Annotated in this window: 8 protein-coding genes; 2 read left to right on the forward strand and 6 right to left on the reverse strand. The window is 70.3% G+C overall.

Annotated elements, in window-relative coordinates:
• Positions 1–11 precede the first annotated feature (11 nt).
• A complete protein-coding gene (locus tag MET9862_RS12440) occupies positions 12–1,205 on the reverse strand; it encodes an adenylate/guanylate cyclase domain-containing protein (RefSeq protein ID WP_142583273.1) in 1,194 nt (397 codons plus the stop codon).
• Between the two features lie 19 nt (positions 1,206–1,224).
• Entirely contained in the window at positions 1,225–3,747 is a 2,523-nt protein-coding gene (locus MET9862_RS12445) for a glycogen/starch/alpha-glucan phosphorylase (protein WP_438616611.1), read from the reverse strand.
• A gap of 356 nt (positions 3,748–4,103) precedes the next feature.
• Here MET9862_RS12445 and MET9862_RS12450 point away from each other — a divergent pair, with 356 nt between their 5' ends.
• Together MET9862_RS12450 and glgA are read left to right on the forward strand one after the other, a co-directional pair.
• On the forward strand, positions 4,104–5,690 hold the full coding sequence (locus tag MET9862_RS12450) for an alpha-amylase family glycosyl hydrolase (RefSeq protein ID WP_142583275.1): 1,587 nt from the start codon (positions 4,104–4,106) through the stop codon (positions 5,688–5,690).
• A 169-nt stretch (positions 5,691–5,859) separates the two neighbouring features.
• Positions 5,860–7,395: a glycogen synthase GlgA gene (gene glgA, locus MET9862_RS12455; RefSeq protein ID WP_142583276.1), complete on the forward strand. Its 1,536-nt coding sequence runs from the start codon at positions 5,860–5,862 to the stop codon at positions 7,393–7,395.
• Positions 7,396–7,398: 3 nt separating this feature from the next.
• On the opposite strand, the gene murD is transcribed toward glgA, so the two are convergent.
• The 4 genes from murD to MET9862_RS12480 form a co-directional block, all read right to left on the reverse strand.
• Positions 7,399–8,763 (reverse strand): UDP-N-acetylmuramoyl-L-alanine--D-glutamate ligase, encoded by a 1,365-nt coding sequence (murD, locus tag MET9862_RS12460; protein ID WP_142583277.1) that lies wholly within the window; start codon positions 8,761–8,763, stop codon positions 7,399–7,401.
• A 297-nt stretch (positions 8,764–9,060) separates the two neighbouring features.
• Positions 9,061–10,146 (reverse strand): phospho-N-acetylmuramoyl-pentapeptide-transferase, encoded by a 1,086-nt coding sequence (mraY, locus tag MET9862_RS12465; RefSeq protein ID WP_142583278.1) that lies wholly within the window; start codon positions 10,144–10,146, stop codon positions 9,061–9,063.
• 75 nt (positions 10,147–10,221) lie between these two features.
• Positions 10,222–11,679: a UDP-N-acetylmuramoylalanyl-D-glutamyl-2,6-diaminopimelate--D-alanyl-D-alanine ligase gene (locus MET9862_RS12470; RefSeq protein ID WP_142583279.1), complete on the reverse strand. Its 1,458-nt coding sequence runs from the start codon at positions 11,677–11,679 to the stop codon at positions 10,222–10,224.
• Between the two features lie 258 nt (positions 11,680–11,937).
• The coding region (locus tag MET9862_RS12480; protein ID WP_280178965.1) for a Mur ligase family protein at positions 11,938–12,663 on the reverse strand (726 nt) is incomplete at its 5' end.

The following is a 12,663-nucleotide window of genomic DNA, read 5'->3' on the forward strand; positions in this document are numbered from 1 at the left end:
ATCCGCTCCGATCAATCGGCCGGCCGCCAGATCCATTGCTGCCCGCTGATGCCGCGCAGCGCGAAGGCGCCGACGGATTCGAGGGGCGCGCCGCAGCGCGCCGCGAAGGCGTCCGAGACGAGGAGCGGTTGCCCGATCTCGCCGCAGAGAGCCTCGATCCGGCTGGCCTCGTTCACCGCCCCTCCGATCACCGTGAAGTCGAGCCGCCGACCGGTCCCGACATTGCCGTAGACCAGCGGGCCGAAATGCAGGGCGAGATCGGCCTCCAGGACCGGCAGGCCCGCCTGGGCGCGGCGCCGGTTGAGCGCCTCGTTGCCGGACAGCGCCTGACGCGCGGCGGCGAGGGCGGACTCGCAGACGGGGCACGGTGCGCGGTCCGGATCCTCGACCGGGAAAATCGCGAGGAAGCCGTCTCCGAGGAACTTCAGGATCTCGCCGCCCTGTGCCCGGACGGGCTCGCCGAGCGCGTCGAGATGCTCGTCGAGCCACGCCACCACGCGTAGCGGGTCCTCACGGTCGGCGAGCGCCGTGAAGCCGCGCAGATCCGTGAGCAGGATCGCGGCCGAGACCGTCCGGCCCTGTCCGCGCCGCACCTCGCCGCCGAGCACCCGCGCCGCAGTCATCGGGCCGAGATAGATCGAGAGGGAGTCGCGCAGGCTCTGCGCGAGGCTGAACTTGCACATGGCGAGAGCCAGCGCCGGGCGCAGGGTCGCGAAGGCGGCGAGCGCATCCTCGGAAAAACCGCCCGGCCGGTCCGTGGCGAAGGACAGCGCCACACCGAACACTGCCGTGCCCGAGGTGAAGGCCGGGAGATGCAGGACATAGTCGGTCCCGCCCTGCGCGCGGAGCTCGCCGAGCAGCGTCAGGTTCGGATCGGGTTCCTGTCCGTCGAGGCGGCAGCGCAGGGCATCGCCCCCGCTTTCCAGGAGCGCGTGGATCGGCGAGCGGGCGAACCGCGCATCGCCATCCGGGCCGTGCTCGGTCGATTCCCGGACGATCCCGCGTCCGCGGCGCCAGACGAGGCTGACCGCGCGGAAGGTCGGATCGATCGCCGGCATCGCCACGCTGACCCGCCAGAGCGGGATCCCGGCATCGAGCAAGGCGTGGAAGGCCGTCTCAAGGACGCCGTCGGCCCGATCGGCAACCGCCGCGCCGGCGACGAGCCGGTCGGCGATCGCCGCGATGGTCGGATCCGTCGAGGCCACCGAACGCGGTGCGCAGCCCTCAGGCGACGCGCACGCGCCAGATCTCCTCGGCGTATTCGCGCATGGAGCGGTCGGAGGAGAACCACGCCATCCGCGCGGTGTTGTGGATCGCCCGCTTCCACCAGGCCGCCGGGTCGTTCCAGGCCGCGTCGATCTCGCGCTGGGCGCGCCAGTAATCGTCGAAATCGACCGTGAGCAGGTACTGGTCGCGGTGGCGCAGGTCGTCGGTGAGCGGGCGGAAGCGGTTCGGCTCCTCGGGGGAGAACCGGCCGGAGGCGATCATGTCGAGCGCCGCGGCCAGCCGCGGCGAGTTCCAGATCGCGTCACGGGCGTAGTGCGGCTCGGCCGCGCGGGCCTGCACGCCGGCCGCGTCGAGGCCGAAGATGAAGATGTTCTCCGCACCCACATGGTCGCGGATCTCGATATTGGCGCCGTCGAGCGTCCCCACCGTCAGGGCACCGTTCAGGGCGAACTTCATGTTGCCGGTGCCCGAGGCCTCCATGCCCGCGGTCGAGATCTGCTCGGAGAGATCGGCGGCGGGGATGATCGCCTCGGCGAGGCTCACCGAGTAGTTCGGCAGGAACACGACCTTCAGGCGGTCGGCCACCTCCGGATCGTCGTTGACAGCGCGCGCCACGTCGCAGGCGAGCTTGATGATGAGCTTGGCCTGCGTGTAGCTCGGCGCCGCCTTGCCGCCGAAGATCTTGACCCGCGGGGTCCAGTCCTTGTGCGGCTCGGCCTTGATCGCCTGATAGAGCGCCACCGTCTCGATCACGTTGAGGAGCTGGCGCTTGTACTCGTGGATGCGCTTGATCTGCACGTCGAACAGCGCGGATGGATCGACGCTCACACCGGCGCGGTCGTAGATGATCTCGGCCAGCGCCTCCTTGCGGCCGCGGCGCACCGCGGCGTAGCGCTCCACGAAGGACGCGTCCTGCGCGAGGGCATCGAGCCCCTTCAGCAGCTCGGGGTTGTCGAGGACGTCCGCGCCCACCGCCTCGACGGCGAGCCGGGTCAGGCCGGGATTGGCGTTGTGGAACCAGCGGCGGAAGGTGATGCCGTTGGTCTTGTTGACGATCTTGTCCGGATCGAGGGCGTGCAGATCCGCGAAGACGGTCTTGCGCATCAGCTCGGTATGAAGGGCCGAGACGCCGTTGACGCGGCGCGAGCCGTGGAAGGCGAGATGGCCCATGCGCACGCGCCGTCCATGCGACTCGTCGATGAGCGAGACGGATGCGAGATGCGCGGCGTCGGACCGGCCGTTCTTGGCCTGCTCCTCGAGGTGCATCCAGTTGATCAGGTAGATGATCTGCATGTGGCGCGGCAGCAGCCGCTCCATCAGCTCCACCGGCCAGGTCTCCAGCGCCTCGGGCAGGAGCGTATGGTTGGTGTAGTTCAGCGTGTTGGTGGTGACGTGCCACGCATCGTCCCAGGTCAGGCCGTGATCCTCCAGGAGGATGCGCATCAGCTCGGGCACGGCGATGGCCGGGTGCGTGTCGTTGAGCTGGATCGCGGCGTGGTCGGGCAGCGAGCGCACATCGCCGCGCTCGGCGACGTGGCGGCGGACGAGATCCTGCAGCGAGGCCGAGGTGAAGAAGTATTCCTGGCGCAGGCGCAGCTCCTGCCCGGCGCTGGTGGAATCGCTCGGGTAGAGCACCCGCGAGATCGCCTCGGCGCGCATGCGGTTCGCCACCGCGCCGACATGGTCGCCGCCGTTGAACTGGGCGAGATCCACGGGCTGCTCGGCCTCGGCCTTCCACAGGCGCAGCGTGTTGACGGTGCGGCCCTTCCAGCCGACCACCGGCACGTCGTGGGCGACCGCCTTCACCGTCTCGGCGGGCTGCCAGTTGCGGCGGATCACGCCCTCGCTGACCATAGACATGGTGACATGGCCGCCGAAGCCGATCGTGTAGGTCGCATCGGGACGGGCGAACTCCCAGGGGTTGCCCTCCGCGAGCCAGGTCTCCGGCGCTTCCCGCTGCCAGCCGTTCTCGAAGGACTGGCGGAACAGGCCGTGGTCGTAGCGGATGCCGTAGCCGTAGGCCGGGAGGCCGATCGAGGCCATGCTCTCCATGAAGCAGGCCGCGAGGCGGCCGAGGCCGCCATTGCCGAGGGCCGCGTCCGGCTCGGCGCCCTCGACGGTGCCGAGGTCGACGCCGAGATCCTTCAGCGCGGCGCGCGTGGTCTCGACCAGGCCGAGATTGTTCATCGCGTCGGACAGGAGCCGGCCGATCAGGAATTCGAGGGACAGGTAGTAGACGCGCTTGTTCGGCACCGTCCGGTTCGAGGCGGCGCAGGCGGCCACGATCCGGTCGCGCAGGGCGAGCGCGGTCGCCGCGAACCAGTCGCGCTCGCGCGCCGTCTCGGGCGACTTGCCGATCGCGAAGGCGAGCTTCGCGCGGATCGCCTCGCGCAGATCGGCCACCGCGTCGCCGGATACGGGGAGGGCTGGCACGGCCGACGTCGCCGGCCGCGCGGCGGTCGTCGCGTCATGCTCGGGAGCTTCCTTGCCGGAAGCCCGGGTAAGGACGTCGTTCAGCACCTTACTAACCCCCATCTTGGTCGCCGCCGCACATGCCGCAGGCCTGAAACCGTCTTCCGCTTCTGTCGGCGGCGACCGGCTCGGATCAGTCCGGACGCCGTATCGTGTTCCGGGCTTGCGGCCATTGCGAGGCGAGTCTGAGGCACATGCCCGATCTGCAAGCGATGTGCCGGATCTGACGGCCTGTCCTGCGACACGCCTGCGCCGCGGCAGTATCGAGGCTCAGGGTCACACGATGTGGTTGAAGCAATGCTGAACGTGGCCAAAGGATCCCGCAGCATGCTTTTGGAAGGGTTACGGGTCGCCGCACCGAGCCCCGCCCCTACCTCCCGCGCGGGGAAGCTCGAGGACAGCGCATGGCCGAGACCGTCTGGTGGAAACGCGGCACCGTCTATCAGGTCTATCCGCGCTCGTTCCAGGATACGAACGGCGACGGCGTCGGCGATCTCGCCGGGATCACGCAGCGGCTCGACTATCTGGCCTGGCTCGGCGTCGACGCGGTCTGGATCTCGCCGGTCTATCCCTCGCCGATGGCCGATTACGGCTACGACGTGGCCGATTACTGCGGCATCGATCCGCTCTTCGGCACGCTCGCGGATTTCGACGCCCTGGTGGCGGAGGCGCACCGGCGCAAGCTCAAGGTGATCCTCGACTTCGTCCCCAACCACACCTCGATCGCCCATCCCTGGTTCGCCGAGGCCCGGGCCTCTCGCGAGAGCCCGCGCCGCGACTGGTACATCTGGCGCGATCCCGCGCCCGACGGCGGTCCGCCGAACAACTGGCTGAGCAATTTCGGCGGGCCGGCCTGGACCCTCGATCCGGCGACCGGACAATACTATTACCACGCCTTCCTGCGCGAGCAGCCCGACCTGAACTGGCGCAACCCGGCCGTGCGGGCGGCGATGTACGACGCCATGCGCTTCTGGCTGGAGCGCGGCGTCGACGGGTTCCGGGTCGACGTGATCTGGCACCTGATCAAGGACGACGACTTCCGCAACAATCCGGCCAATCCCGACTTCGCGGCGCACCTGCCCGAGATCAACCGCTTCACGCAGGTCTATTCCGCCGACCGGCCCGAGGTGCTCGACGTGATCGCCGAGATGCGGGCCGTGATGCGCGCCTATGGCGAGCGGGTGCTGATCGGCGAGATCTATCTGCCGATGGAGCGGCTGATGGCCTATTACGGCCCCGACCTCTCGGGCGCCGACATGCCCTTCAACTTCCAGCTCATCCAGACGCCCTGGCGCGCCGACGCGGTCGCCGAGCTCGTCGAGAACTACGAGGCCGCCCTGCCGGAGGGCGGCTGGCCCAACTGGGTGCTCGGAAACCACGACCAGCCCCGGATCGCCGCCCGCATCGGCGAGCGGCAGGCCCGGATCGCGGCCATGCTTCTCCTCACCTTACGTGGCACGCCGACCCTGTATTACGGCGACGAACTCGGCCTCGGCCGCGTGCCGATCCCGCCGGACCGGGTCCGCGATCCCTGGGAGCAGAACGAGCCGGGTCACGGCCGCGATCCGGAACGCACGCCCATGCAGTGGGACGGCGGGCCCCAGGCCGGCTTCAGTTCGGTCGAGCCCTGGCTGCCGCTCTCGCCGGATGCCGAGACGCGCAATGTCGAGGCGCTCCAGGACGTGCCGGGCTCGATGCTCACGCTCTACCGCCGCCTGCTGGCGCTGCGCCGTGAGCATGCTGCCTTGTCGACGGGCAGCTACCGCACCGTGGCGACGCAGCCCGAGGAGGTCTTCGCCTACGAGCGCGCGGCCGAGGGCCGCGTGCTGCGCGTCGTGCTGAATTTCGGCGAGGGCGCGCACGAGATTCCCCTGCCCGAGGAGACCGCCTGGGTCGTGCTCCTGTCGAGCAACGCCGGCCGGGCGGGAGAGCGCGCCACAGGCCGTATCGTGCTCGCCGGGGCCGAAGGCGTGATCCTGCTGGCCGTCTGAATGCGACGCCCGTTGCATCGCGGCGACGGCAGCGGTGCGTTAACCAATTTCGTGGCGTGATTTGTGCAACGCAACGGAACCGGCACGGTACAGGGGCGTTGGCATGACGATCTTGGCCGCGGGCGCCTCAGCCCGTCCCGGGCGAATTGCCCGCAATGAGAACGCTGCAATGGCATTCTGGGGTTGTTCGGACGGCGAGAGCCGTGTGCCGCTGCACGAGCACGACCCCAGATACGATTCCGAATTGGACCAGCGCACCTCCCTGCAGCCGCGAGTCCTGTTCGCGACGCCCGAGATGGCCGACTTCGTGAAGACGGGCGGCCTCGGCGAGGTGGCGGGCGCCCTGCCCCGGGCGTTGCGCCGGAATTTCGACGTGCGCGTGCTGATCCCCGGCTACCGGCAGGTGCGCGCCGCCTATCCCGATATCCCGATCGTTGGTCGCCTCGACGGCTTCGCCCAGGTGCCGGCCTGCGATCTCGGCCTTGTCGAGACCGAAGACGGGCTGTCGATCTACGTCCTCCTGAATGCCGACCTGTTCGAGCGGGAGGGGACGCCCTACGGCGATGCCGGCGGCGATTTCTGCGACAACGACCTGCGCTTCGCGCGCCTCAGCCTCGCGGCGGCGGAGATCGCCCTCGGCCGGGATCCGGCCTGGCGGGCAGACCTCCTGCATCTCAACGATTGGCAGGCGGCCCTCGCCCCCGCCTATCTCGCTTGGCGCGGGATCCGGGTCCCGAGCGTTCTGACGATCCACAATCTCGCCTATCAGGGCCTGTTCCCGCAGGGGAACCTCGGCCGCCTCGGCGTGCCGGACCACGCCTTCCAGATGAACGGCGTCGAGTTCTACGGCCAGCTCTCCTTCCTCAAGGCCGGTCTGTTCTACAGCTCCTTCGTGACCACGGTCAGCGAGACCTATGCCCGCGAGATCCAGACGCCCGAGATGGGCTGCGGTCTCGACGGGCTCCTGCGCACCCGCGCCGCGCAGGGGCGGCTCGCCGGCATCCTCAACGGCATCGATGAGAGCTGGGACCCGCGGACCGACCCGCATCTCGCCACCCGCTTCGAGATGGACGACTGGAAGGGCAAGCGCGCGAATGCCGAGGCCGTCCGCCAGCATTTCGGGCTCTCCGTCTCGCGCGGACCGCTCTTCGCGATCGTCTCCCGCCTGGTGCACCAGAAGGGCATCGATCTCTCGATCCAGGCGGCCGAGACCATCGTCGCCGAGGGCGGCCAGATGGTGGTGATCGGTCAGGGCGAGGGTCGGTTCGAGAACGCCTTGCGCAGCCTCGCCCGCAAGCATCCGGACTCGGTCGGCGTGCAGGTCGGCTTCGCCGAGGACCAGGCGCGCCGCATGTTCGCGGGCAGCGATTTCCTGCTGATGCCCTCGCGCTTCGAGCCCTGCGGGCTGGCGCAGATGTATGCCCAGCGATTCGGCTCGTTGCCGATCGTGCGCCGCACCGGCGGTCTGGCCGACACGGTCGAGGACGGCGTGACCGGCTTCACCTTCGCGGACGGCGCCGATACCGGGTTCGTCGGCGCGGTCCGCCGGGCCCTCGACACGTTCGGCCAGAAGAAGCGGCTCAACGCCATGCGGCGGCAGGCGATGTCGCGCGACTTCGGCTGGGGCGGGGCGGCGGAGCACTACGCCGCCCTCTACGCCCGCGCCTTCGGCAACAACGCCGCGCAGCGCTGGCGCGCGGCCTGACGATCAGAGCAGCGCGCGGACCAGGTCCCTGAACCGGTCGCCGCGCTGCTCGAAGGACCGGAACTGGTCGTAGGAGGCGCAGGCCGGGGAGAGCAGCACCACCGGCTCGGGCGCGGCCGAGGCGTCCGCTCCCTCCGCCGCGGCCGCCACCGCACGCTCGATCGTCTCGCAGCGCGTATAGGGCACCGCCCCCTCCAGCGTGGCCGCGAAGGCGTCGGAGGCCGCGCCGATCAGATAGGCGTGGGCGATCCGCTCGAAATACGGGACGAGCGGGAAGATCCCGCCATCCTTGGCCTTGCCGCCGAGGATCCAGTGGATGTCGCGGAAGGCGGTGAGGGCCTTCTCGGTGGAATCGGCGTTGGTCGCCTTGGAATCGTTGACGAAGAGCACCCGGCCACGCCGGCCGACCTCCTCCATCCGATGCGGCAGGCCGGGGAAGGAGCGCAGGCCCGCCTGGATCTCCTCCGCGTCGAGGCCGAGCGCGCGGGCGACCGCGACGGCCACCGCCGCGTTCTGCCAGTTGTGCGCGCCGCGCAAGGATCCGATCCCCGAGACATCCGCGAGGCGGCTCCCGTCGGGATCGAACACCGCGGCATCGCGGGCGATGAGGGCGTCTGCCGCGATTACCGCCTCGCGCGGCACATGCACGCGCACGAGACGCTCGGCCCGGCGCTCGGCGATCTCGCGGCTGAGCCGGTCGTCGATGCCGACCACGGCGAGGTCAGAGCCCTGAATCAGCCGCTCCTTGATGGCGGCGTACTGCTCCAGCGTGCCGTGCCGGTCGAGATGGTCGGGGGTGATGTTGAGCAGGACACCGACGCTCGGATTCAGCGAGGGCGTCAGATCGATCTGGAACGAGGACATCTCGATCACGTGGATCCGTGCCGCCGCGGGCGGCTCCAGCGAGAGGATCGCGGTCCCGATATTGCCGCCCATCTGCACGTCGCGGCCCGACGCGCGCAGGATATGGGCGATCAGCGCCGTGGTGGTGGACTTGCCGTTGGTGCCGGTGATCGCGACGAACGGGCTGCCCGGCGCGACCTTCGCGCGCTCGCGGCAGAACAGCTCGATATCGCCGACGATCTCGACGCCGGCCCCCTGGGCGAGGCCCACCGTCCAGTGCGGCGCCGGATGGGTCAGCGGCACGCCGGGTGCCAGGACGAGAGCGGCGAGGTCCGACCAGTCGGCGCCGCGCAGGTCCTGCGTCTCGATGCCCGCGGCCTCGGCGCGGGCGACGCTGTCCGGGTTGTCGTCCCAGGCCAGCACCCGCGCCCCGCCGGCCTTCAGCGCGAGCGCGGTGGCGAGCCCGGATCCGCCCAGCCCGAACAGGGCGACGCGGCTGTCCGCGAAGGTGGTGATGGGGGTCATACGCGCACCTTGAGATGGCCGCACGGTCAAGCGCGGCCGCCTCTCCTAACCTCCGCCGCGCGGTCGAGGAAGAGCGCCCTTAGAGCTGCTCCCGATCGCGCTGCAATCGAGAACGGCTCACGGTCCTCGTTTTGACGCGCTCTCCTTCGCCGAACCGGTGTCCAACTTCGGCTTACGAGCGCTCCAGAGCCGGATCCGATCAGGTTGCTTCAACCTGATCGGTGAATCCGTCTCTAACCCGTTGATAGAGAACGCGTGATCCGATTGGATTGCGGGGCGATCCAATCGGCGCGTGCTCTAGCGCAGCTTCAATGTGGCGAGGCCCGCGAGCGCCAGGATCACCGCGATGATCCAGAACCGGATCACCACCTGCGGCTCCTTCCAGCCCTTCTGCTCGAAATGGTGATGGATCGGCGCCATCCGGAAGACACGCTTGCCCGTGAGCTTGAAGGAGGCGACCTGGATGATGACCGACATCATCTCCAGGACGAACAGGCCGCCGACGATCGCCAGCACGATCTCGTGCTTGGTGGCGACCGCGATCGCGCCGAGCAGGCCGCCGAGCGACAGCGAACCGGTATCGCCCATGAAGATCTGCGCCGGCGGCGCGTTGAACCAGAGGAAGCCGAGGCCCGCCCCGATCACCGCGCCGCAGACCACGGCGAGTTCGCCCGTGTCGCGCACGTAGTTCACCTGCAGGTAGCTCGCGGTGAAGGAGTTGCCCACGAGATAGGCGATCACGCCGAAGGTGCCGCAGGCGATCATCACCGGCACGATGGCGAGGCCGTCGAGGCCGTCGGTCATGTTCACGGCATTGCCCGCGCCCACGATCACGAAGGCGCCGAACAGCACGTAGAACCAGCCGAGATTGAGCAGCGCGTCCTTGAAGACCGGGAAGGCGAGCTGGTTCTGCAGGGCTGAGGGCGACCAGTAGGAGATGGCGATGCAGGCGCCGACCGCGATCAGGGCCTCCAGGGCGAGCCGGAACTTGCCCGAGAAGCCCTTGTGCGACTGCTTCGTGACCTTGAGGTAGTCGTCGTAGAAGCCGATCGCGCCGAAGCCGAGGGTCACGGTGAGCACGATCCAGACGTAGTAGCTGCGCGGATTGGCCCAGAACAGGATCGCGACCACGGCGCCGGCCAGGATCATCAGGCCGCCCATGGTCGGGGTGCCGCGCTTGGTCAGAAGGTGGGCCTGCGGCCCGTCCTCGCGGATCGGCTGGCCCTTGCCCTGGCGCAGGCGCAGCAGCGAGATGATCCAGGGCCCGAACCAGAACACGAACAGGCCCGCCGTGAACAGCGCGCCGCCGGTGCGGAAGGTGATGTAGCGGAAGACGTTGAGCGCCGAGAGCGTGCCGCTCAGTTCCGACAGGAGATACAGCATCCGTTCAGCCGAGCCTGCTCGTTCGGATTGGGAAGGAGATGCGGTGAGGCCGGCCGGGAGGCGGGTGGCCGTCACTCAAGGGGCGGCCGCACGGGCCGAATCGCGCTGCGTTGCGGCATCCGCGTAGCGGGCTTTCAGCGCCTCGACAATCCGGCCCATGCGGATGCTGTTCGAGCCCTTCACCATCACGGCGTCGCCGGCGCGCAGCAGCTTGGCCAGCGGCTCGATCAGGTCCGCGGATTCGGCCGCGGCGATGCCGCGCCGGCTCACCGGGAGCGCCTCGAAGAGATGGCGCATCCGCGCCCCCGCGGTGAAGACGAGATCGATGCCGTTGGTCTCGACCGCCTCGGCGAGGCCGCGATGCTGGTCCTCGCTGGTGGGCCCGAGTTCGAGCATGTCGCCCAGCACCGCGATGCGGCGCCCGCGCGCGCCGGTCTCGATTCCGGCGAGCGTGGCGAGGCTCGCCCGCATCGAGGCCGGGTTGGCGTTGTAGCTCTCGTCCACGAGGAAGGCCTCGCCTGCCTCGAAGCGCAAGGCCGTGCGCTCGCCGCGGCCGGCCGGCGGGCGAAGCGCGGCGAGCGACAGGGCGGCGCGGGCGAGGTCGGCCCCGAGTGCGTGGATCACCGCCATCACGCCGAGCGAGTTCATCGCCGTGTGCCGGCCAGCGGTGCCGAGCTGGTAGGTGACGGGCTGGCCCATCACCACCGCATCGACCACCGAGAGGTCCGGGCGCAGCACGATCCGGAGCGCGCGGACATCGGCCTCCGCATGCTCGCCGAAGGTGATGACGCGGCCCGCCTGCGAGGCCTGGGCATGGGCCAGCAGCCGGGGGAAGTTCGGGTTGTCGCGGTTGATCACGGCGACGCCGCCGGGCCTCAGCCCGGAGAAGATCTCGCCCTTCGCGTCGGCGATCGCCGAGAGCGAGGGGAAATGCTCGATATGCACCGGCTCGACCGTGGTGATCAGCGCCACGTCGGGCCTGACCTGGGCCGCGAGCGGCAGGATCTCGTGCGCGTGGTTCATGCCGATCTCGAACACGCCGAAGCGCGTCGCCGCGGGCATGCGCGCGAGAGTCAGGGGCACGCCCCAGTGGTTGTTGTAGGAGGCGACGGAGGCGTGGGTCTCGCCTTGCGCGCCCAGCACGTGGCGCAGGGCCTCCTTGGTGCCGGTCTTGCCGACGGAGCCGGTGACCGCGACGATGGCGGCCTGCGTCCGGTCCCGCGCCGCCTGGCCGATCGCCCGCATGGCGTCGAGCACCGGATCGGCCCCCTCGCCCGGGACGGCGAGGACCGGTCCCGTGCCGGCGAAGGTCTCGGCCCGGTCCTGCGCGACCACGGCCGCGCCGGCTCCGCGGCCGAGGGCGTCGGCAACGAAATCGTGGCCGTCGCGGGCCTCGCCCCGGATCGCGAAGAACAGGTCGCCCGGCTGCAGGGTGCGGGTGTCGATGGAGGCGCCGGAGATCGCGTGCGGCGCGCCGACGAGCCGCCCACCGGTGGCGGCCTCCAGGGCTTGCGGGGTCCAGAGATCCATCATCGTCGTTCGATCCGTTTCCGCGCCGTCCCTCCCCCCACGGATCTCGGGCCTGCCCGAGATCCGCTTGCCCGTGCTCAAGTCGGGCAGGCCCGGCTTGGGATGAGCGAGGGTGGCCCGCGAAGCGGGTCGGGAGAGGGGAGCCCGACGTCAGGTGGAGGGCGACGTCGATGACGAGCCCCGGCCTGCACCGTCGCACCCCTCTCCCGACCCCTGCTGACACAGGGGCCACCCTCCCCCGCAGAGGGGGAGGGAAAACCTCTAGTCCCTTTCCGCGATCGCGGCGCGCAGCACCGCGTGATCCGAGAACGGCAGGGTCCGATCGCCCACGATCTGGCCGGTTTCATGGCCCTTGCCCGCCACCACCAGCACATCGCCGGGGCCGAGCCCGCGCACCGCGGCACGGATCGCCTCGGCGCGGTCGGCGATCTCGGTGGCGCCGGGCGCCGCGGCCAGGATCGCCGCGCGGATGGCGTCGGGCGCCTCGCTGCGCGGATTGTCGTCGGTGACGATGACCGTGTCGGCGAGCCGGGCGGCGATGGCGCCCATCAGCGGGCGCTTGCCGCGGTCGCGGTCGCCGCCGCAGCCGAACACGCAGACGAGGCGCCCGGCGGCGAAGGGGCGGAGCGCCGTGAGCACGCTCTCCAGCGCCTCCGGCTTGTGGGCGTAGTCCACCAGGCAGAGGCCGCCCCGGGCCTCGCCGATCCGCTCCATCCGGCCCGGCACGCCGGTCAGATGCTCGAGAGCCGCGAAGACCCCGTCCGGATCGGCGAGGCCGGCCGGCGTGGCGAGGACGAGGCCGGCGGCGACGAGGGCGTTTTCCACCTGGAAGGCGCCGACGAGCGGCAGCCGGACACGGTGCTGGCCGTAGGCGCCGTCGAGGTCGAGAGCTTGCGCGAAGCCCTCGGTCGCGGCGGCGGCGAGCCGGATCGCGCGGCCCGCCCGGCCGGTCGTCCGCACCGGCCGCCCGGCGGCCTGCGCCACGGC

It is taken from the genome of Methylobacterium symbioticum (assembly GCF_902141845.1).
Classification (GTDB): Bacteria; Pseudomonadota; Alphaproteobacteria; order Rhizobiales; family Beijerinckiaceae; genus Methylobacterium; species Methylobacterium symbioticum.

Coding starts and splice junctions, on each gene's coding strand:
- MET9862_RS12450 (WP_142583275.1), top strand. CDS start 4,104: ATGGCCGAGACCGTCTGGTGGAAACGCGGCACCGTCTATCAGGTCTAT.
- glgA (WP_142583276.1), top strand. CDS start 5,860: ATGGCATTCTGGGGTTGTTCGGACGGCGAGAGCCGTGTGCCGCTGCAC.
- murD (WP_142583277.1), bottom strand. CDS start 8,763: ATGACCCCCATCACCACCTTCGCGGACAGCCGCGTCGCCCTGTTCGGG.
- mraY (WP_142583278.1), bottom strand. CDS start 10,146: ATGCTGTATCTCCTGTCGGAACTGAGCGGCACGCTCTCGGCGCTCAAC.
- MET9862_RS12470 (WP_142583279.1), bottom strand. CDS start 11,679: ATGATGGATCTCTGGACCCCGCAAGCCCTGGAGGCCGCCACCGGTGGG.